Source organism: Exiguobacterium sp. s161 (assembly GCF_018619045.1).
Taxonomy (GTDB): domain Bacteria; phylum Bacillota; class Bacilli; order Exiguobacteriales; family Exiguobacteriaceae; genus Exiguobacterium_A; species Exiguobacterium_A indicum.
Window position 1 is genome coordinate 16087 of sequence record NZ_JACSNH010000004.1, and the last position, 21596, is coordinate 37682.

Annotated in this window: 23 protein-coding genes; 21 read left to right on the top strand and 2 right to left on the bottom strand. The window is 49.3% G+C overall.

The window, feature by feature from the left end:
- Positions 1 to 4 precede the first annotated feature (4 nt).
- Genes rsmG through KNQ14_RS16870 form a run of 3 tightly spaced genes read left to right on the top strand, consistent with a single transcriptional unit; the run spans position 5 to position 2415 of the window.
- Positions 5 to 721, top strand: coding sequence for a 16S rRNA (guanine(527)-N(7))-methyltransferase RsmG (rsmG, locus tag KNQ14_RS11285; RefSeq protein WP_023469858.1), 717 nt, complete (start codon positions 5 to 7; stop codon positions 719 to 721).
- A gap of 48 nt (positions 722 to 769) precedes the next feature.
- Positions 770 to 1612 carry a nucleoid occlusion protein gene (gene noc / locus KNQ14_RS11290; protein ID WP_149428089.1) on the top strand — a complete coding sequence of 281 codons (843 nt, stop codon included), beginning with the start codon at positions 770 to 772 and terminating at the stop codon, positions 1610 to 1612.
- A gap of 38 nt (positions 1613 to 1650) precedes the next feature.
- Positions 1651 to 2415, top strand: a complete 765-nt coding sequence (locus KNQ14_RS16870; protein WP_023469856.1) for a ParB/RepB/Spo0J family partition protein — start codon at positions 1651 to 1653, stop codon at positions 2413 to 2415.
- Between the two features lie 37 nt (positions 2416 to 2452).
- Here the strand turns inward: KNQ14_RS16870 and yyaC are convergent, their stop codons facing one another.
- Complete coding sequence (yyaC, locus tag KNQ14_RS11300; RefSeq protein ID WP_214861059.1) at positions 2453 to 3070, bottom strand: spore protease YyaC; 618 nt, start codon at positions 3068 to 3070, stop codon at positions 2453 to 2455.
- A gap of 182 nt (positions 3071 to 3252) precedes the next feature.
- Here yyaC and KNQ14_RS11305 point away from each other — a divergent pair, with 182 nt between their 5' ends.
- The 18 genes from KNQ14_RS11305 (at position 3253) to rlmH (ending at position 20546) form a co-directional block, all read left to right on the top strand.
- The gene (locus tag KNQ14_RS11305; RefSeq protein WP_023469854.1) at positions 3253 to 4182 is read left to right on the top strand and encodes a mechanosensitive ion channel family protein; all 930 of its coding nucleotides are present in this window, start codon (positions 3253 to 3255) and stop codon (positions 4180 to 4182) included.
- The gene (locus KNQ14_RS11310) at positions 4154 to 4342 is read left to right on the top strand and encodes a DUF951 domain-containing protein (protein ID WP_023469853.1); all 189 of its coding nucleotides are present in this window, start codon (positions 4154 to 4156) and stop codon (positions 4340 to 4342) included. The genes KNQ14_RS11305 and KNQ14_RS11310 overlap by 29 nt, the downstream gene beginning before the upstream one ends.
- Before the next feature lie 228 nt (positions 4343 to 4570).
- Positions 4571 to 5671, top strand: a complete 1101-nt coding sequence (gene ychF / locus KNQ14_RS11315) for a redox-regulated ATPase YchF (protein ID WP_023469852.1) — start codon at positions 4571 to 4573, stop codon at positions 5669 to 5671.
- Positions 5672 to 5791: 120 nt separating this feature from the next.
- The gene (rpsF, locus tag KNQ14_RS11320; RefSeq protein WP_023469851.1) at positions 5792 to 6079 is read left to right on the top strand and encodes a 30S ribosomal protein S6; all 288 of its coding nucleotides are present in this window, start codon (positions 5792 to 5794) and stop codon (positions 6077 to 6079) included.
- 23 nt (positions 6080 to 6102) lie between these two features.
- Positions 6103 to 6621 (top strand): single-stranded DNA-binding protein, encoded by a 519-nt coding sequence (gene ssb / locus KNQ14_RS11325; RefSeq protein ID WP_023469850.1) that lies wholly within the window; start codon positions 6103 to 6105, stop codon positions 6619 to 6621.
- Between the two features lie 44 nt (positions 6622 to 6665).
- Positions 6666 to 6896, top strand: coding sequence for a 30S ribosomal protein S18 (gene rpsR / locus KNQ14_RS11330; protein ID WP_023469849.1), 231 nt, complete (start codon positions 6666 to 6668; stop codon positions 6894 to 6896).
- 134 nt (positions 6897 to 7030) lie between these two features.
- Positions 7031 to 9016 (top strand): DHH family phosphoesterase, encoded by a 1986-nt coding sequence (locus KNQ14_RS11335; RefSeq protein ID WP_214861061.1) that lies wholly within the window; start codon positions 7031 to 7033, stop codon positions 9014 to 9016.
- On the top strand, positions 9013 to 9456 hold the full coding sequence (rplI, locus tag KNQ14_RS11340) for a 50S ribosomal protein L9 (protein ID WP_023469847.1): 444 nt from the start codon (positions 9013 to 9015) through the stop codon (positions 9454 to 9456). The genes KNQ14_RS11335 and rplI overlap by 4 nt, the downstream gene beginning before the upstream one ends.
- Positions 9457 to 9475: 19 nt before the next feature.
- Positions 9476 to 10828 (top strand): replicative DNA helicase, encoded by a 1353-nt coding sequence (gene dnaB, locus KNQ14_RS11345; RefSeq protein WP_023469846.1) that lies wholly within the window; start codon positions 9476 to 9478, stop codon positions 10826 to 10828.
- 211 nt (positions 10829 to 11039) lie between these two features.
- The gene (locus tag KNQ14_RS11350; RefSeq protein ID WP_023469845.1) at positions 11040 to 12332 is read left to right on the top strand and encodes an adenylosuccinate synthase; all 1293 of its coding nucleotides are present in this window, start codon (positions 11040 to 11042) and stop codon (positions 12330 to 12332) included.
- A gap of 440 nt (positions 12333 to 12772) precedes the next feature.
- Positions 12773 to 13480, top strand: coding sequence for a response regulator YycF (yycF, locus tag KNQ14_RS11355; protein ID WP_023469844.1), 708 nt, complete (start codon positions 12773 to 12775; stop codon positions 13478 to 13480).
- 2 nt (positions 13481 to 13482) lie between these two features.
- Complete coding sequence (walK, locus tag KNQ14_RS11360) at positions 13483 to 15333, top strand: cell wall metabolism sensor histidine kinase WalK (protein WP_055969786.1); 1851 nt, start codon at positions 13483 to 13485, stop codon at positions 15331 to 15333.
- Complete coding sequence (gene yycH, locus KNQ14_RS11365; RefSeq protein ID WP_214861063.1) at positions 15330 to 16646, top strand: two-component system activity regulator YycH; 1317 nt, start codon at positions 15330 to 15332, stop codon at positions 16644 to 16646. Before walK ends, yycH begins: the two co-directional genes overlap by 4 nt.
- Positions 16647 to 16652: 6 nt before the next feature.
- Positions 16653 to 17489: a two-component system regulatory protein YycI gene (locus tag KNQ14_RS11370; protein ID WP_214861065.1), complete on the top strand. Its 837-nt coding sequence runs from the start codon at positions 16653 to 16655 to the stop codon at positions 17487 to 17489.
- Between the two features lie 10 nt (positions 17490 to 17499).
- On the top strand, positions 17500 to 18291 hold the full coding sequence (locus KNQ14_RS11375) for an MBL fold metallo-hydrolase (RefSeq protein WP_023469840.1): 792 nt from the start codon (positions 17500 to 17502) through the stop codon (positions 18289 to 18291).
- 106 nt (positions 18292 to 18397) lie between these two features.
- Positions 18398 to 19687: a S1C family serine protease gene (locus KNQ14_RS11380; RefSeq protein ID WP_214861067.1), complete on the top strand. Its 1290-nt coding sequence runs from the start codon at positions 18398 to 18400 to the stop codon at positions 19685 to 19687.
- A gap of 145 nt (positions 19688 to 19832) precedes the next feature.
- Positions 19833 to 19994, top strand: a complete 162-nt coding sequence (locus tag KNQ14_RS11385; protein ID WP_214861069.1) for a CxxH/CxxC protein — start codon at positions 19833 to 19835, stop codon at positions 19992 to 19994.
- Between the two features lie 72 nt (positions 19995 to 20066).
- Positions 20067 to 20546, top strand: coding sequence for a 23S rRNA (pseudouridine(1915)-N(3))-methyltransferase RlmH (gene rlmH, locus KNQ14_RS11390; RefSeq protein WP_023469837.1), 480 nt, complete (start codon positions 20067 to 20069; stop codon positions 20544 to 20546).
- A 374-nt stretch (positions 20547 to 20920) separates the two neighbouring features.
- Here the strand turns inward: rlmH and KNQ14_RS11395 are convergent, their stop codons facing one another.
- Positions 20921 to 21505, bottom strand: coding sequence for a helix-turn-helix domain-containing protein (locus tag KNQ14_RS11395; protein WP_214684918.1), 585 nt, complete (start codon positions 21503 to 21505; stop codon positions 20921 to 20923).
- Between the last annotated feature and the right edge of the window lie 91 nt (positions 21506 to 21596).

Here is a 21596-nt window from a genome sequence, read left to right on the forward strand (position 1 = left end):
CGAGATGAACCAACAGCAATTCGTAACAGCATTGGCAGCACAGGGACTTGAGGTCTCAGAACATCAGTTGCATCAATTCAAACGGTATTATGAACTGCTCGTCGAGTGGAATGAAAAGATGAACCTGACGGCGATCACGGACGAAGAAGATGTCTATCTCAAGCACTTCTACGATTCGATCACAGCAGCGTTCTATTTCGATTTCACGACGGTCACGACGGTTTGTGATGTCGGAGCGGGCGCTGGTTTCCCAAGTCTGCCGATCAAGATCATGTTCCCACATCTCCAAGTGACGATCGTCGATTCACTGAACAAACGAATCGGCTTCCTCAATCATTTGGCGACGGAACTCGGACTCGAAGGTGTCGCGTTCCATCATGGACGCGCCGAAGAGTTCGGTAAAAATAAACAATTCCGCGAACGGTTCGACGTCGTGACAGCACGTGCGGTCGCCCGGATGTCCGTTCTCGCGGAATATTGCCTACCGCTTGCGAAAGTCGGTGGACAATTCGTTGCCTTGAAGGCAGCGAAAGTCAGTGAAGAGCTCGAGGATGGTGCGATTGCCTTAAAAGTACTCGGTGGGAATTTACGGGAAAGTTTCCAGTTCCAATTGCCAGGCGAGGAAAGTGAGCGTAATATCGTTATTGTAGATAAAAAACGAACAACACCCGGGAAATATCCGCGTAAAGCGGGTACGCCTGCAAAAGATCCATTAAGCTAAACACCGTTTCACGTGAAACGATGACTGATAAAGGTGAGGTGCGCCAACGTGAGAAATGCAATTGCCAAGCTGCTCGGTAAGGGAGGGCAACCTGCTACGATCGAGCTTGACCCACAAGAGACGGTTCAGGAATTACCATTGACAGAACTTGTCGCGAACCAGTTCCAACCACGGACAGTGTTTGATGGGGACCGAATTGAAGAGCTAGCCGTTACGATCGAAGAGCATGGATTACTCCAGCCGATCGTCGTTCGAAAACAAGGAACAGGATACGAAATCATTGCGGGAGAACGAAGATACCGGGCAGTGCGCTCGCTTGGCTGGGAAACGATTCCTGCCATCGTCAAAGAGATGACGGACGAGACGACTGCTTCACTGGCATTGATTGAAAATCTGCAACGCGAAGATTTGACACCAATCGAAGAAGCGGAAGCCTATGAGCGCTTGCTTGCGTTACAAGAGATCACGCAAGAGGTGTTAGCCCGTAAGCTCGGACGTAGTCAATCGACGATTGCTAACAAATTGCGTTTGCTTCGATTGCCAACGGATGTCCGGGAAGCATTGAAGAAACGGACGATCACGGAGCGTCATGCCCGTGCGTTATTGCCGCTCAAGGATGAAGCGCTACAAGTAACGGTACTCGCTGAAATCCTGGAACGGGAATGGAACGTCAAGGAGACGGAGCGCCGGGTGGAACGATTGATGACACCACAGCCACCGAAGAAAAAACGTCATAAGAGCTTTGCTCGCGATACACGGATTGCGTTAAATACCCTTCGCGATTCTGTCGATATGATCGAGCAAACTGGATTGACGATTGAAAAAGAAGAAGTCGATTGTGAAGAATATGTAGAGGTGCGGATTCGCATCGTGAAGGCACGTCCGGAATAAGCGGTCGTGCCTTCCGCTACGTTTAGGAGAGAAGGCAAGTGAACGAATTACCTGTTCGGGCGATTCGCCCGAATCCGACTCAACCCCGGAAACGATTCAATGAAAAAGCATTAGAAGAGTTAGCCCAATCGCTCGTTCGACACGGGATGATCCAACCGATCGTCGTCCGACCACGTGATGGCTATTATGAAATCATCGCCGGCGAACGACGGTATCAAGCAGCAAGTCGAGCAGGATTCGAACGTGTACCGGTCCTCGTGATCGAAGCAGACGAGACACGCGTGATGGAGCTCGCTTTGATCGAAAACATCCAACGGGCGGATTTATCCGCGATTGAAGAGGCGATGGCGTATGCGGAGATGATCGAGGAATTCGGCATCACGCAAGCAGAGCTTGCGCAGCGTGTTGGCAAAAGTCGTTCGCACATCACGAACAGTCTTCGGTTACTACAATTGCCACTACTCGTTCAACAAGCCGTCATGGATGAGCGGCTATCGATGGGACATGCCCGTGCCCTATTGTCGCTGAAGCATCCAAAGAAGATTGAGCAGATGGCAGAACGCGTCATGGCGGAAAACTGGAACGTCCGTCGGTTGGAGCAGGCACTTCGGGAGCGAAAGGAAGCCGTCCGTCCGCAACAAGCGACCGCTGTCCAATTCGTCGAAGAGTCGCTTCGCGAAAAATACGGGGCGACGGTACGAATCAAACAAGGCAAACAGGCGGGGAAACTCGAGATTGATTTTGCAGATGAAGACGACCTCAATCGGTTGCTCGATTTGTTATTACCTGAATCGGATCAATGAAAAAGAAGCGTTCCGGTAACGGTTCGCTTCTTTTTGATTACATCGAACGTGGCGTGAAAGAAATCGTCGTCCGTGTGGATTCAGCGGAGAGTTTCGCATCAAGTAAGTGGAAGCTGTTCGCGACGAGTTCCGCTAGTTCATAAACAAGGTGTAACCGTGTGTTCTGGAGAATCATCATCTCCATGAAGCCACTGACGTTAACGACAGCCTTAATGTTGAAGTCACCGACCGCAGGCAATTCTTTTTGGACGCCGGCACCGGGTGCGAGTGGACCTTCCGAGAAGAAGACGTGCCCAACGCTTGAAAGTCGACCAAGACACGCATCAATTGCGATGACGAGCGGACGGTAATGGGTCGTTTGGATTGAGTGAATCGTTTCAGCGAGATTCAGTGCATGGACGGGTTTAGCGAGTGTACCGTAAACGTGGAGATGAGCAGGTGCTTGTTTTTCAAGGAATGTTCCGACGAGTGGACCGAGTGAGTCGCCCGTCGAACGATCAGAACCAATGCAGACGAGTACGATTGGTCGTTTTTCCTGGACTGCGGAGATTTGTTCGAATAATTGTTCAGCTAAGCGTTCTTTCGCGAACGGTTCCGTATATTCTAAAAAGAAAGAATAGGGCTTGGGCTCGTGCGAATGAAAGCGGAAATTCATCGAAATCATCCTTTCTTCTCTTGGTGTCGGTGTCGTGGTGGATTGGCAAGAGTGAAGGGTTCTTAGATGATTTTCCTTTCCCGGTTTTTCCAAAAATCTAACGTCAAAATCGGCTCTTTGGTTGAAACTCAATTAAAATCACGTATACTGTCGTAATAGAGAGAACAAGAAAGGATGAGAGAATGGCTACCAATCAAGATGTACAAGAATCCGTCGCCCAAGTCGATAAACTAATCAATCAAGTAATGGATGCGGATATGTGGATTCGTTTTGGGATGAAACTACTGATTGCGCTCATCATCATCGCGGCGTTCTATGTGTTAACGCGCGTTTTGACTGGGGCAGTCTCGCGTCTCTTTACGATTAGGAAAATCAATGAACAGGACTACTTGGCGCAACGTCAGAACGAGACATTACTGAAGTTGCTCCAAAATGCGATTCGTTACGTGCTCGGAATCGTCATGTTGTTGACGGTACTCAGTCAGTTCGGAATCAACATCACGGGTCTTGTCGCCAGTGCCGGAATCGCCGGTCTTGCGATTTCGTTCGGTGCGAAGAACTTGGTGCAAGATATCATTACCGGAGCGTTCATCATCTTCGAACGCCAGTTCAAAGTCGGAGATTATGTACGCGTCGGTGTGATTGAAGGGGTCGTCACGGAACTTGGGATCCGGACGACGAAACTCAAAGGACTCAACGGGGAGATCCACATCATCCCGAACGGTCAGATTTTGCAAGTCACGAACTATTCGGTCGACAACAGTTTCGCACTCGTCGACGTCCAAGTCTCCTATGATGAGGATCTTGAACGGGTCGAACAAGTCTTGCATGAGATCGCAGACCGGACGACGAAGAAGTATGTCGATATGTTCGTCGAACCGATTCAGATGCTTGGCGTCCAGACGCTTGGTCCTTCTGAAGTCGTCTATCGTTTGATGGCAGAAGTACCACCGATGCAACATTTCCAAGCTGGTCGTCTAATCCGGAAGGAATTGAAGCAAGGACTCGAAGAAGAAAACATCAAGATCCCGTATCCACGGATGGTCATGATGAATCCAGAACAAAAGAATGGTGGACAAACGGATGATTCCAAAAACGTATCAACTCCATGATTATGTTGAGATGAAGAAGCAGCATCCATGTGGTACGAACCGATGGCAAATCATTCGGGTCGGCATGGATATCCGAATCAAATGTCAAGGTTGCGGGGCAAGCATTTTGATGCCACGTCGTGATTTTGATAAACGATTGAAAAAAGTCTTACCAGAGTAATGAAAAGCGGATCTGATCCTCGTGATTAGATTCGCTTTTTTGTTGTCTTGCTTAAGTGGAGCGGTTGCGTTCGGTTAGGACGTGAGTAAAAAAGACGGTCGAGCTCCTTGCTTAAAAAAATTGAACTATCTATAATTGTGAAAGATGTGCTGACGTGGTGTAATCATTCTACCCACTGCGGCCGCTAGCACGGATTTCCTAGGAAATACCGAAAAGGAGGAATTCCAAGTGGGATTAACAGCAGGAATCGTTGGCTTACCAAACGTAGGAAAATCAACACTTTTTAACGCCATCACACAAGCAGGTGTAGAGGCAGCGAACTACCCGTTCGCAACGATCGACCCGAACGTCGGTGTCGTTGAAGTACCAGATGCACGTCTTCGGAAATTGACGGAACTCGTCAACCCGAAAAAGACGATCCCGACAGCATTCGAATTCACGGATATCGCAGGTATCGTAAAAGGCGCGTCTAAAGGGGAAGGTCTCGGAAATAAATTCCTCGCGAACATTCGTGAGGTAGATGCGATCTGTCAGGTCGTGCGTTGTTTCGTCGATGAAAACATCACACACGTGGCCGGAAAAGTCTCACCGATCGATGACATCGAGACGATCAACCTCGAATTGATCCTCGCAGACCTCGAGCAAGTCGAAAAACGGATTCAGCGTGTCCAAAAACAAGTCAAGTCACGCGATAAAAACGCAGCGGCTGAACTCGAAGCACTTGAAATCGTGCAAGCATTACTCGAAGACGAGAAACCAGCACGTCTCGCTGAATTGAACGAAGATCAAGCAGCTCTCGTCAAACACTTCCAATTGTTGACGATGAAACCGATGCTTTACGTTGCAAACGTTGGCGAAGATGAAGTCGCAGACGCGGACAATAACGAAAACGTCCGTCTCGTACGCGAATTCGCAGAAAAAGAAGGTTCTGAAGTCATCGTCATCTGTGCTCGGATTGAAGAAGAGATTGCAGAGCTTGAGCCAGAAGAACGTCAAGAGTTCCTCGTCGATCTCGGAATCGAAGAATCAGGTCTTGATCAATTGATCCATGCAGCATACAGCACGCTTGGTCTTGCGACATACTTCACAGCAGGTGAAAAAGAAGTACGCGCTTGGACGTTCAAAAAAGGGATGAAAGCTCCGCAATGTGCGGGTGTCATCCACTCGGACTTCGAACGTGGATTCATCCGTGCAGAAGTCGTTTCGTACGAAGATTTAGCAGCAGCAGGCAACATGGCTACAGTCAAGGAACAAGGACGTTACCGTTCAGAAGGTAAGGAATATGTCTTCCAAGACGGCGATGTCGTCACATTCCGCTTCAACGTCTAATCGAAATCGAATCGTTATTGCATAAAGCAAAATACTTTGGTAGTATTAACGAATGTGAGTAATGAATTATTGCTCCTTGCTCGAACATTCGAGCCGCCAGTCCAAGAGGAGGTGACAGATATGCGTAAATACGAAGTACTTTACATCATCCGTCCGGAACTTGATGAGGAAGCACGCAAAGCAACAGTGGAGCGTTTCAACAAAGTCCTCACTGATAACGGTGGTACAGTTGATAAAACAACTGAAATGGGTAAACGTCGTTTCGCTTACGAAATCAATGATATGCGTGAAGGGTTCTACGTTCTTCTTAACGTTTCTGCTGAACCAGCAGCTACAAAAGAACTTGACCGTCTCATGAAGATCAGTGACGATATCGTTCGCTTAATGATCACAAAAGACGAGAAATAAGCTGAAACAGGAGAGTGATTCTGATGATTAACCGCGTCGTTTTAGTCGGTCGGTTAACTCGTGACCCGGAAATGCGTTATACGCAGAGCGGGATTGCGGTAACGCGATTCACACTCGCATGTGACCGTCCTTTCACAGGGCAAGATGGGAAGCGAGAAGCTGATTTCATCGATTGCGTCGTTTGGCGCAAGCAAGCAGAGAACGTTGCTCAGTATTTGAAGAAGGGTAGTCTTGCTGGTGTAGAGGGTCGCCTCCAGATTAGCAGCTACGACGATAAAGAAGGGCAACGCCGTTATCGTGCGGAAGTCGTCGCTGATAGCGTCCGCTTCCTTGAGTCACGTAACGCGAGCCGTTCTTCGGATGGTAGCGAAGGCTACGCTTCATCTACTGGTGGAAACGGGAATGCTGCAGGATGGGGTTCACAGCAACAGCAGAACAACTCTTCCTCGCCAGCACCCGCTTCATCGAATTCGGGCTTCGGCGCTGATCCGTTCAGCGGCGGTAGTTCGATCGACCTTTCAGACGACGACCTCCCGTTCTAAGGAAATCGTCCTGAAAAATCCAAGTTAAAAAGGAGGTTAATCACATGGCACGTCGTCCAGGTGGAAAACGTCGTCGTAAAGTATGTTACTTCACGTCGAACCACATCACTCATATCGATTATAAAGACGTAGAACTTCTCAAACGTTTCATTTCGGAACGCGGTAAGATTCTTCCACGTCGTGTGACTGGTACTTCAGCGAAATACCAACGTCCACTTACAATCGCAATCAAACGCGCACGTCAAATGGCTTTAATCCCATACGTGGCTGACTGATTTCGTAGCACCATCCTCATGCGTGAGGATGGTGCTTTTTTTCGCTTCCCTTTCATCCCCTCCTGCTTTTCGGTTATAATAAACAAGTTACTAAAAATTTAAATGAACCCTATAGAGCATATAAGGAGGACACGATGGAGTCAGGTCAACAAGTATCACCGGAACGAGAACGACGCATCGTTCGCTTCATTCCGTATCTATTAATCGTCGGTCTGCTTCTCGTCGTCGCTGTACGTGAACCGATCATCTCTGCTATCGGAGCCGTCGTGACTGCCCTCCTCTTCGGATTGCACCTATTCGAAGAACGCCGTGCACGCAGGGCATGGGAGGCATACGTCGCCGGAATCTCGATGCAAGTCGAGGAGACGGGACAAGATGCGTTGACGAACATGCCAATCGGGATTTTGTTATACGATGAGGAAACCCTCGTCACCTGGTTCAATGATCCGATGCGGGAGATCTTTGATGATGTAGCGATGGGACAGACGCTCAATGAGCTCGATCCCTTATTCATCGAAATGGTCGCGACGAACGAGGACCAAGCGACGCTTGAAATCGGTGATGCCGTATATCGCGTCTTTTCAAATCATGACAATCGGACGTTCTATCTGTTCGATATGACAGAAGAAGCACAAGTCGAACAACAACTCGTCGATAATCAGACAGTCATCGGCGTTATCTATCTCGATAACTACGATGAGATGACACAAGGTATCGAAGATCAGTTGCGCAGTGAGTTGAACAGCCGAGTTACGCAACTGTTGAATCACTGGGCAGCCGAACACGGAACGTATATCAAACGAACCGCATCTGATCGATACTTCATCGTCACGACAGAAGAGAATCTTCGGATTCTCGAACGATCGAAGTTCACGATTCTCGATACCGTGCGCGAAGAGACGAGTCAGCGTGGTGTCCAGTTGACGTTATCGATCGGAATTGGTTGCGGAAGTGACCCGATTCCGGCGCTTGGTCTGATGGCTCAGTCGAGTCTCGATCTCGCATTAGGACGGGGAGGCGACCAAGTCGTCATCAAACGCGACGGGAAAGTCCGCTTTTATGGCGGCAAGACGAATCCGACAGAAAAACGGACACGTGTCCGAGCACGTGTCATTGCCAACTCGCTTCGTGACTTAATGCAGGAATCGAGCCGTGTCCTGATCATGGGGCATAAGAATCCGGATATGGATGCACTCGGATCAGCGATCGGCATTTTGAAGCTTGCGGAAATGAACGATAAGGAAGCGCATATCGTTTTACCGCCAGAAGAAATCGGTCGCGGGATTCGCCGGATGATGGACGAGATCGCTGAAGTACCACAACTCGAGACACGGTTCGTCAATGCGTTTCAAGCCGATCAGTTGATTGACGATCAGACGTTACTCGTCGTCGTCGATACCCATAAGCCGTCGCTCGTCGTCGTGCCGACGTTACTCGATCGATTCGAGCATATGGTCGTGATTGATCATCACCGGCGTGGGGAGGACTTCATCGAAGATGCGGTCCTCGTTTATCTCGAGCCTTACGCATCGTCGACGTCAGAACTCGTCACCGAGTTGATCGAGTACCAGCCGACGAATCAGAAGCTATCGATGCTTGAGGCGACGGCGTTACTTGCCGGCATCATCGTCGATACGAAAGGCTTTGCCCTTCGGACCGGCTCGCGGACGTTCGATGCTGCATCTTACTTGCGTTCACAAGGTGCTGACACGGTGCTCGTGCAAGAGTTCCTCAGTCAGGATCTTGAGACGTACGTTGAGCAGTCACATATCCTCGAGCGGTCCGAGGTCTATACGAAAGGGATGGCGATTGCGACAGCAGAACCTGGCGTCATTCACGATCAAGTCTTGATCGCACAAGCGGCTGATCAATTGTTGTCGCTTCAAGGCATTCGTGCTGCCTTCGTCATCGCGGAACTTCAAGACGGACGGACAGCGATCAGTGCCCGTTCACTTGGGGAAGTCAACGTCCAGTTGATCATGGAGACGCTCGGAGGCGGCGGTCACTTGACGAACGCGGCGACACAGATGTCAGAATCGGTCGTCACGGTCGCGGATGCGTTGCGTAAAGCGATCGATCAATATCTAGAAGATGAGACAAAAGGAGAGGAATCAGAATGAAGGTTATTTTCTTACAAGATGTAAAAGGACAAGGTAAAGCAGGAGACGTCAAAGACGTGGCCGATGCTTATGCAAATAACGTACTCTTCAAGAAAAAGTTGGCGCGTCCTGCGACGACTGGCAACTTGAAGCAACATGAAGCACACGAACGTAAAGCAGCAGAAGAAGCGAAACAGAACTTGCTTGACGCGCAAGCGTTAAAAGAGAAAATCGAAAAAGAGACGATCGTCGTCTCGACGAAAGCCGGTGAAGGCGGTCGTGTCTTCGGTTCGGTCACAAGCAAACAGATCGCGGAAGCACTCAAGAGCATGGGTTACAAAATCGACAAACGTAAAATCGAGCTCGAGCACCCAATCAAGGCACTCGGCTTTACGAAGGTACCATTGAAGCTACACAACGAAGTGACAGCGACGCTGAACGTTCAGGTCAAAGAGGCGTGAGTAGAAAAGGGGAACGGTGATGAGTGAAGTCATGCAAAATATGCCTCCCCAAAGTATCGAGGCAGAACAAGCCGTCCTAGGGGCGATCATGATTGATGCGGATCGTTTGATCAGTGCATCAGAACGTCTGTTACCGCAGGACTTTTACCGTGCCTCTCACCAACGGATCTTCGAAGCGATGCTCGTGCTGTCCGACCGAGGTGAAGCGATCGACCTCGTCACGGTCACAGCCGAGCTGAGTACGCTTGGTATCCTAGATGAGATCGGTGGTCTACCGTATCTAGCGGAACTAGCGGAAGGTGTACCAACCGCAGCCAACATCAATTACTACGTCAACGTCGTTGACCAGAAGTCGACGCTTCGGCGTCTCATTCGGACAGCAGGCGAAATCGTCACTGATGGATACGAGCGGCAAAATGAAGTCGATGTCCTGCTGAACGAGGCAGAACGGAAGATTCTCGAAGTATCGCAAGGAAAAGGAAGCGCGAGCTTCATTCCGATTTCGGACGTTTTGACGAGTGCCTATGCAACGATTGATAAATTGCATAAGCAAAGCGGTGAGACGACGGGGATTCCGACGGGTTTCCAGGATCTCGATAAGATGACGGCTGGGTTCCAGCGCAACGATTTAATCATCGTTGCAGCACGTCCATCGGTCGGGAAGACGGCGTTTGCCTTGAACATCTCGCAAAACGTCGCGACACGAGCTGACGAGAACGTCGCCATCTTTAGTCTTGAGATGGGTGCCGAACAGCTTGTCATGCGGATGCTCTGTGCTGAAGGAAACGTCGATGCGCAACGACTCCGGACCGGTCAACTTGAAGAAGAGGACTGGGGTAAGTTATCGCTTGCGATGAGTAATCTCTCTCAAGCTGGTATCTACATCGATGATACACCTGGTATTCGTGTCAACGATATCCGGGCAAAATGCCGTCGTTTGAAGCAGGAGCATGGTCTTGGAATGATCATGATCGATTACTTGCAGTTGATTCAAGGGAATGGTCGCTCAAGCGACAACCGCCAACAAGAGGTTTCGGAAATTTCCCGTTCCTTGAAATCGCTCGCGCGGGAACTCGAAGTTCCCGTCATCGCCTTATCTCAGCTCTCTCGTGGTGTTGAGAGTCGTCAAGATAAGCGACCGATGATGTCGGATATCCGGGAATCGGGAGCGATCGAGCAAGATGCCGATATCGTCGCCTTCTTGTACCGTGACGATTACTACAATAAAGAAACGGAAGATGCGAATACGATTGAGATCATCATCGCGAAACAGCGGAATGGTCCAACCGGTACCGTCAAACTCGCCTTCCGAAAAGAATTCAACAAGTTCGTGGATCTCGAGCCGAGTAACTCGTACGCGCCACCAGCTTAATCCAAGCTACGTCTTGTCTTCGATTGATCGGAGACAAAACGTAGCTTTTTTTGTTTTCACCTAAAGATTCTCAGTTTATTCATCAAAAACGATAATTAAACGAACGAAAGAGAAATGTAACAATTAATTGTTCGGTATTTGGTTGACTTCTTTTTTTTATCGCGTTACACTTAGTCGTGGTTTTGAATCGTACGTGGAGGTGGATGATAAGATGTCATCAGTAGTAGTAGTCGGAACACAGTGGGGCGACGAAGGAAAAGGGAAAATTACCGATTTTCTTTCAAAACAAGCCGATGTCGTGGCACGTTATCAAGGTGGAGACAATGCAGGACATACGATCGTATTCAATAACGAGACGTACAAATTGCACTTGATCCCATCAGGTATTTTTTACTCGGATAAGAAATGTGTCATCGGGAACGGTCTCGTTGTTAACCCGAAATCACTCGTCAAGGAATTGAAGTATCTACACGATCGTGGTGTCTCAACGGATAACTTGTTAATTTCGAATCGGGCGCATGTCATCTTGCCGTATCATCAGTTGCAGGATCAGTTAGAAGAAGAAGCGAAGGGCGATGCAAAAGTCGGAACGACGCTGAAAGGAATCGGACCGTGTTACATGGATAAAGCCGCACGAATCGGTATCCGGATGGCAGACTTACTCGACAAAGAAACGTTCGCTGAGAAGTTGAAGATCGTTCTCGACCAAAAGAACCGGATGTTCACGAAGATGTATGACGCTGAACCAATCGCGTTCGACGATATCTTCGAAGAGTACTATGCGTATGGACAAGAGTTCGCGAAATATGTCTGCGATACATCTGTCGTCGTCAACGATAGCCTTGATCACGGCGAAAAAGTGTTGTTCGAAGGCGCACAAGGTGTCTTACTCGACCTTGATCACGGAACGTATCCGTTCGTTACATCATCGAACGCATCTGCTGGTGGTGTCGCATCAGGCGTCGGTGTCGGTCCAGCTCGGATTGACCACGTCGTCGGTGTCTGTAAAGCGTACACATCACGTGTCGGTGACGGTCCGTTCCCAACGGAATTGTTCGATGACATCGGTCACCAAATCCGTGAAGTCGGTCGTGAATACGGGACGACGACAGGACGTCCGCGTCGTGTCGGTTGGTTCGACTCCGTTGTCGTTCGCCACTCGCGCCGTACAAGTGGATTGACGGATCTTGCGCTCAACTCGATCGACGTCTTGACAGGACTCGACACGTTGAAGATCTGTACATCGTACGAATTCAACGGTAAACAGATCGATGAGTACCCAGCAAGCTTCCGTGATCTCGAAGCATGTGTTCCAGTTTACGAAGAACTGCCGGGCTGGAAAGAGGACATCACAGGTGTCCGTCGCTTTGAAGATCTACCGTTGAACGCACAGAACTACGTTAAGCGGATTGCGGATCTCACAGGTATCTCGCTCGTCACGTTCTCGGTCGGACCGGGTCGTGAACAGACAGTCGTCTTGCGTGATCTCTACGAAGAAGCATAAGTCTCAACAGGACTGACTTAAAAAAGAATGACGCGTCTTTTCACGCCCTTTCCTCAGGCGAGACACAAGCCAGTTTTCCTGCTTCATTTAAGCAGGAAAGCGGGTCCTGTTTGTCTCTGACAGCGCATCAATGCGCTTTTCCTGTAGGAGTGGCGTGTGAGCGTCATTCTTTTTATTACGGAATAGGGGTGGCAGATCATCATTCTGCCACCCCTATCTTTGTCGAGACTGACTTTTGAGTCAGCACCGTTTTTTGTGCGAAATGGTTCACAAACGGAAGCAAAAACAGGTATACTAAATACAGTGTTTCACGTGGAACCTCTCTCGTGAGACGACGAACAGCAGAGAGAGTGGCGCCGGGAGTTTCCGTCGCCACCTTTCTATATGCCGAAAAAACAGGTAAAATAGATTGAATAGAAATTTTTAAGGGGGCACACCCAGTGACGGAACGCAAAATTCTAGTCGTCGATGACGAGTTACCGATTGCAGATATACTCAAGTTTAAATTAGAAAAAGAAGGCTACCAGGTCGCGATCGCAAATGACGGCGTGGAGGCATTAGAGAAATTCGAGGAGTTCAAACCGGATTTGATGTTACTCGACATCATGCTCCCGTTAATGGACGGGATGGAGGTCTGCCGGGAAGTCCGGAAGACGTCGAAGATTCCGATCATCATGTTGACAGCGAAGGATTCCGAGATCGATACGGTACTTGGTCTTGAGCTTGGCGCGAACGATTACGTGACGAAGCCATTCAGCTCGCGCGAGTTACTTGCCCGCGTGAAAGTCCATTTACGCAACACGAGTCCGGAAGCTACACCACAACCGGTTGGACCAGGTCCACTCAAAGTCGGAGAACTGTATATCGATACGAATTCGCATACGGTGACACGTAAGGATCAAAAGATTGAGCTGACGCAGCGTGAGTTCGAATTGTTGCACTACCTCGCGAAAAACATCGGGCAAGTCATGACCCGTGAGCATTTGTTGCAGACGGTCTGGGGCTATGACTACTTCGGTGATGTCCGGACAGTCGACGTGACAGTACGTCGTCTCCGTGAGAAAGTCGAAGACAACCCAAGTACGCCGGTCTATATCATGACGCGTCGTGGGGTCGGTTACTATCTCCAAGACGGGGAGAATGAATAACGATGTTAAAAGGAACGAACTTCTTTAAATCCATCCAATGGAAACTCGTCGTCATCTATGCCTTATTGATTTTAGTGGCGATGCAGGTCATTGGCGTCTATTTCGTTCGTTCCCTTGAAAAGCAGTACATTACGAACTTCTCGAAGTCGGTCGAGGACCGGGCAGGTCTTGTCGCCTATAACGTCGGGAAGGAATTCGATAAAACAGGCGATGATGAAGCCTCCAAACGGCAGTTGTCCCAATCACTAGGGCAACTGCTGTCTGAGTTTAGTAATGGCTCCACCTCAAGGAACGACATCCTCGAAGTTCAAATCATCGACCAGGACTCGATCATCCAGGCGACATCGGATAACGAGAACCAGTCGGCGGTCGGACAACGAGCGACGAATTCATTGATTAAAAAAGCACAGGCAACGAGCTCGACCCGGACGGACACCGTGCTTGATCCGGAATCAGAGGATAAGATCCGGATCTTTGCCGTACCGGTCACCTCGGAACGAGACGGCGTCACGACCGGTATGATTTATGTCCGCGCCTCGATGGAGTCGATCTATTCGCAGATGCAACAGGTCACGCGGATTCTTGCGACCGGAACGGTCATCGCTCTCGTCATCACGTCGATTCTTGGTGTCTTGCTGTCGCGGACGATCACGCGCCCGATTTCCGATATGCGGCGTCAAGCGATCGAGATGCGACGCGGGAACTTCTCGCGGAAGGTTAAGGTCTATTCGGACGATGAGATCGGTCAGCTTGCCCGTTCGTTCAACGAATTGACGGATGAGTTGCTCGAAGCAAACGCGACGACGGAAGCGGAACGGCGGAAGTTGACGAGTGTCCTAGAGAACATGACCGATGGCGTCATCGCGACGGACCGGACGCTGCGCGTCATCTTGATGAACGATCAAGCGAAGGATATCGTCGGTGCAGATGATGCGAGCGTCGTCGGCACGAACTTGAAGGACTTACTGGCACTCGGTGACGATTTCATGATTCCGGAAGACGGTACGATGCCACCGCGTCTGCTTGATTTCAGTAGTGAGGATGAACTGTTCCTCGTTCGGGCATTCTTCTCGCCCGTCAAGAAACACAGTGGTCCGATTACCGGGATGATCGTCGTCCTGCATGACGTCACGGAACAGGAGCAAGTCGAACAGGATCGTCGCGAATTCGTCGCGAACGTCAGTCACGAGCTCCGGACACCGCTGACGACGATGCGCAGCTATCTTGAAGCCTTGGCAGAAGGAGCGTATCAGGACGAGGAACTCGCCCCGCGTTTCCTTGAGACGACACAAAACGAGACGGAGCGGATGATCCGCCTCGTCACCGATCTCTTACAACTGTCGAAGATGGACAGTAAGGAATACAAAATGAACAAGGTCCGCTTCGATTACATTCAGTTCCTGAATGAGATTCTCGATCGCCATGACATGACGAAGCCGGAACGAATTCGTTTCCGTCGTAAGATCATGAAGCGGAAAGTCTATATCCGTGGTGATCAGGATAAATTGATTCAGGTCGCAGATAACATCCTGACGAATGCAATCAAGTACTCACCGGAAGGCGGAACGATCACCGTCCGGACGATGCTCCGGGCAAAACGGATCGTCATCAGCATCAAGGATGAAGGTGTCGGAATCCCGAAAGCGAATCTCCAAAAAATCTTCGAACGCTTCTATCGAGTCGATAAAGCCCGCGCCCGTAAAATCGGCGGCACCGGTCTTGGTCTGTCGATCGCAAAAGACGTCGTTTCGGCACATGGTGGCGACATCTGGGCAGAAAGTGAATGGGGACGCGGCACGACGATTTACTTCACGCTTCCGTATGAGGTGATCGAAGAGGTGGATGCCGGATGAAGAAACAACACTGGAGTTCGCTGTTACTCGTCCTGCTCGTCGCCGGTTCGATCGCTCAGACAGCGATGCTCTGGACCTATCATCCAAGCAGTGAATCAATCGAGCGGGAACAGGTCTCGTTCAACGAGATCGATGCCTCAAAGACGATTGAAAGCAACCAACTGATCAACCCGGAACTACTCGTCTATTCGGATCAGGAAGGGATCTATCAGACACAAATCATCGGTCGGACCTTCCTTAACCGAATCGGTGCGTCGTTTAACATCGGTGTCCTCGTCTTGACGGATAAAGCGAACAACATCCCGGTCGGTGACCGGAGTGTCGAGATGATCTTCCCGACACCGATCAGTGCGACGATTCTTGAAGAGTTACTCGGAGAAAAACAGATCGCCTTCTCGGAACCGATCAAACGACTCTATTTACTCGATTATGATGGACCAATCCTCCGTCTCGAGTCGGCGACCGGTCGCCTGAAGGACTTCAAGCTCGTCGGCGATGAGACGGTTCTGAAGCGACTGTTCGCGCATGATAAGAAAAAACCGATGACACGCGTCGAACTCAAAGGTGGCGATTATACGTATGTCGCGAGCGGTACGACGCGACTAGAGCAAGTCTTCGTCTATGACGAGGTCGGGCAATCGCCGAAACCACTCGACCGCATTCGGAGTGCCTTTTTTGCCGAGAACTCGAACGTCCAGCAAATCAAGAGTCGGGATGATCTCGACGTCTTAACGGACGGCGTCAGCGTTTCGACGTATGACCGAAACTATAATGTGTATCGTTTCAATACATTATCGCCGAATACGCAAAGCTCGACGGTCGATTACAGCACGCTCGTCAGCTATGTCAACATTCATGGGGGCTGGCTCGATCAAGATACCCAACGCAGTGGTTTCCGGTATTACTTTGATCAGATGAGTAAAAAGAGTGAGGAACAGACGGCGACGTTCCGGTTGTACTTGAACCGGTATCCGGTATTTGGGGAGAGTGGTCCGCTACTCGAACAGACGAAGTTCGATCTTGCGACACTGAAGATCATGTATGAGGAAAATCAAGTCCGGTCGCTCAGTCGTAGCATGCTCCGAGCGAAGCGGAAGCTCATCCTTCGGGAAGAAACGGTGCCAGCTGTTGAAACGGTTCTCGAACGTCTGAGTCGTGCTGACCTCTTAAAAGAGATCAGTGGAATCCGGATTGGATATGAGATGACGTATAAGATTTCAACGAGCCGCTATGCCGTCTTTGAGCCGACGTGGTTCATCAAAATCGATGGCGTCTGGCAATCGATCAATCAAGCTGTCGGGAATGAGGAGTGAGGATGAATGGACTGGAGTAAAGCGAAGACCTTATTGATGCTGACCTTTTTGATCCTGAACGTCTACCTCGCCATTCAATTGATGGACCGGATGGTCGAGCCGCGGATCGTCGCGACGAGTGCGACCGGTAAATCGATCTTGAAGGATCGTCAAATCGATGAGAAAAAGCTACAACCGGTTACGCGAGACATCGGCTATTTAACAGCCGAAGTCGATGCGCGGACGCTAGCGCCACTCGCGAGTTCACCGATTCGTGACGCGGTCGCCTCCGTCAAGAACGATGTCGAGTGGTCGGTCCGGTTGATGAAACCGTATCGACTCGATGCGAAGACGATGCGGGATTCTGCTTCATCGTTCGTTCAAGCATCAGTTCGATATGGTGCCGAATATACATTTTGGAAGTATGATAGTAAGTATCAGGAGATGACATTCGTTCAGACGTATAAGGGACAGCCGCTCTATTCGACACCACAGCAGTCGCGTGAGGACGATGCGATGATTGGACCGTCCCTGCTCGTCTTGCAACTCAACGATGCGAAGGAAATCGTCAGCTACAAACAACGCCACTTGAACAAGGTCGTCCGGCAAGCACAGGACGTGACGTTGTTATCGGCAAGTGAAGCGATCGTCCAGTTGTCGGAGCAAGGTTTGTTCCCGGCATCGAAACGGTTGACGAGTCATAAGCTCGGATATTTCTGTCTCGTCACGGAAGGAACGGAATCCGTTCAAATCCTGCCGCCGACGTGGCAAATCGAGCTCGACAACGAGGAAGTCTACTTCGTCAATGCGATTGACGGCGGCGTCCAGACCGTCGAACGATTGGATACAGTCTCAGAGAAATGAGGAATGCACGATGAGCCTACACTACAGCGTCATGGCCAGTGGCTCGACGGGGAACGCCCTCTATATCGAAAGTGAACAGACCCGCTTGCTCGTCGACGCGGGACTGACCGGTAAGGCGATGCTCGCCTTGTTCGACCAGATCGACCGGTCGCCGCATGGCATCGATGGTCTGTTCGTCACCCATGAACACTCCGACCATATCAAAGGCGTCGGCATCATGGCACGGAAGTACAATATCCCGCTTTATGCGAATGAAAAGACGTGGGCAGCGATGGAAGCGAAGATCGGTAAGATTGATCCGGCGCTGAAGTTCCTCTGGGAAGTCGGAGAGGTCAAGCAGTTCGGTGACATCGAAGTCGAATCGTTCAACGTCAGTCACGATGCAGCCGATCCGATGTTCTTCCAGTTCGCCCATGAAGGAAAACGGTTGGCGCACATCACCGATACCGGATACGTCTCGGACCGGATGAAAGGTGTCATTCGGGGCGCTGATGCTTATATCTTCGAAGCGAACCATGATATCGGCATGCTCCAGATGGGACATTATCCGTGGAGCGTCAAGCGGCGGATCCTCGGCGACTACGGACACGTCTCGAATGAGGACGCTGCGATCGCGATGAGCGAGGTCCTTGACGACCGGACGAAACGGATCCACATGGCCCATTTGAGCAAGGATAACAACATGAAGGAACTCGCCCGGATGAGTGTCTCCCAGACGCTCGCGAGCCGTGACGTCGATCTGAGTAAGATTCAGCTTCTCGACACGGATCCGGTCATTCCGACACCGCTCCTGAAGCTTTGATTATGGGAAATTACTGAATATGCTCAAAAGACCCCCACATTTGGCTCACTTGCCACGTGATGGGGGTATACTTGTGTAAAGAGAGTCATAAAGGAGGCGTATGTCGATGGATCGACCCGAAGAACCACGGAACGAATCCGAACGATACGAACAGTCATCCGATGAGAGCGGCTTCCCGCCCCGTCAACCGGCAACGAGCGAACCGGTCAGCCCTTATCGTGAACCATATGAAGAACAACCAGAACCACCGCGTCGTCGCGGTGCCGGAAAAGCCTTTTTCGTCGGTCTGATCGGCGGAATCGTCGGAGCCTTGTTGATCGCCCTCGTCGCGTGGCCGTTCGTCCGCGATGAGATGACGAGTCCGACTCCGGTTTCGTCGACGACAGCGGAACAGACTGCGACACAGACGACAGAGGATGAAGCCGACATCGTCGGTGCGGTCGGTAAGACGAAGGAAGCCGTTGTGAGCGTGACGAACCTTCAGAGCTCGTTCCAAGGAACCGATCAGGAAACGGGTGCGGGGTCCGGCGTCATCTATAAAAAAGACGGCAATAAAGCCTACGTCGTCACGAACTACCACGTCGTCGAAGGCGCGAGCCGCCTGTCTGTGACGTTATCCGATGGAACAGCACTCGAGGCAAAAGTCCTCGGGGAAGATCCGACGTACGATTTAGCGGTCTTGTCGATTGATTCATCGAAAGTGACACAAGTCGCAAAACTGGGGGATTCGGATACGTTACGTGCCGGTGAAACGGTGCTTGCGATTGGAAACCCACTCGGAATCTTCGCGAACTCCGTCACACGCGGTGTCATCAGTGCGCAGAAACGGACAGTTCCAGTCGATACGAACAAGGATGGACAGCAAGACTTCAACACGGAAGTCATCCAAACCGATGCAGCGATCAACCCGGGGAACTCGGGTGGAGCGCTCATCAACACAGCCGGTCAATTGATCGGGATCAACTCGATGAAGATCGCGGAAGCAAGTGTCGAAGGAGTCGGGTTTGCGATTCCGATCAACGAAGCGTTACCAATCATGCGTGATCTCGAGCAAAATGGTGAAGTCGTTCGTCCACAGCTCGGGATTCAGATTCGTGACGTGCAGGAATTCCCAAGCGGATATCGCGAAGATCGTCTGAAATTACCGAATGATGTCACGAAAGGAATCGTCGTCGTCGGTCTGACACGTAACAGCGGAGCCGAAAAAGCGGGTATGAAGGCAAACGATGTCATCGTTGAGATCAACGGAAAAGCGATCGCATCGTTCGCTGATCTAAAAAGTGTTCTCTACCGGGATGCAAAAGTTGGCGAAACGGTCAAAGTCACGTTCTACCGTGGCGGTGAAAAACAGACAGCAGATGTGAAGTTGTCAGCTCAGTCACCAACTGTTCAGTAAAGCATAATCTGAAAAACCATCCACAGGTCCGACCTGTGGATGGTTTTTTTGAGTGAGGAAACCTGCGCCTTTTCCGGTCAGGAAGGTCGATATTTGTTATACTGGAAGCGGATAAATGTGGATAAGTGAAAGGAGGAGACCACCTGTGGATAAGTACGTCTGTTTAGAACATGTCGAGCTCGCGCTTGACGAAATCGTAGATGAAACAGAACAATACCCGATTCTCGATCAGCTAAATCCAGAAAAAAACAACATCTGTGAATACTGTGACGCACCGGCAACATATCTTGTGTCAAGCAAAAAATAAATATCAACATGTGGATTTGTGGATAACTCTGTGGATAACTCCTGAATTTTCTGTCAGAAAGCGAGAAATAAGATGCAAATTACCATCATTACGGTCGGAAAGCTAAAAGAGAAGTATTTGAAGCAAGGTATCGCCGAATATACGAAGCGTCTCGGCGCCTACTGTTCGATCCAAGAAATCGAGGTCGCGGACGAAAAGGCACCGGAGCAATTGAGTGAAGCGGAGATGGCGCAAGTGAAGAAAAAAGAGGGCGAACGGATTTTAGCGAAGATCGGACCGGACGTTCACGTCCTCGCACTTGCTATTGAAGGAAAACAACGGACGAGCGAACAGTTTGCAAAAGAACTCGATCAACTCGCGACATACGGCAAGAGCAAGATTGCTTTCGTCATCGGCGGATCACTCGGTCTTGCACCAGAAGTAATGCAGCGTGCGAACGATACGATTTCGTTTTCAAAGATGACATTCCCGCATCAATTGATGAAGATGATTCTCTGTGAACAGATTTATCGGGCGTACCGGATTAATCGGAATGAACCGTATCACAAGTAAGTGCGGTTTTAAATAAATCATCAATGACAGTGGTTTTACTGTAGTTGGTGGTTTATTTTTGTTTGTAAGAGATTGAAGATTTGCAGGTGATTTAGAGGAGGGCGTAACATACTCTAAATAGATATTTAAGTTGAGGATTCCGAAAAAAGAAAAAACTAAGGCCGATTTTCTTTTTATAGAAAATCGGCCTTTACAAATCATTTATGGGTTTTTCATGAACCTTATTAGATGTTTAATATGTCTTTAAATGTAAGGTAATTACATTATACATCGGTGATAATTCAGCTTTTACTGAGGGTCCAGCAAAAGGTGGAGAAATCTTTAACGGTGCAAATAAATTTGTTCTAGGTGTTTATAATTAATTTTTGTAACCATTAAATATATTGATAAAGCAATCCGTCTCGTGTATCAAACCAAAGTAATTTCGCATGTTTTTTCTTTGGAATATTTACTTGTAACGCCCATTCTGGAAACTGTTTATATATTTGAATTTGGTCTCCTGTTGCAAGTGCAATAAATGATACATAATGATCCTTTGTCATAGGATGCTCGGCTGAAATCGAATATTGCATATCAATCTCTTCTATTTTTAATTTTTGTTCATCATTTGCTTTTGTTGCGACTAAAGCATCTAATTTTCTTCCACAACAAGAAACGACGAAATTTCCTGTTGCTAATCCTATATTTGAACAGTTTGGACATACATAATAACTTGAGTTTTTCATATTTCCTCCTACTACATCTACTGTTTTGATTTCACCAGTTAGTAAATTTTCTATTGGAATATCAAGGAGGGTTGCTAGATGAGGAAGAAGTGTAATATCGGGACATCCAATGCCTCTTTCCCATTTTGAAATGGTACGGTCCGATAAATATAACGCCTCAGCTAATTGCTTTTGCGTCATGTCCTTTTCCTTCCGTAATGTATAAATTAATTGACCAATTTTTTCATTATCCATTTTTTCTCCTCCTACTTCCTTATCATAAGAGCAATCGTGATTTGTGACAACAAACGGAGAGTAGAGTTTGGTGTTAGGTACCAGATACTCA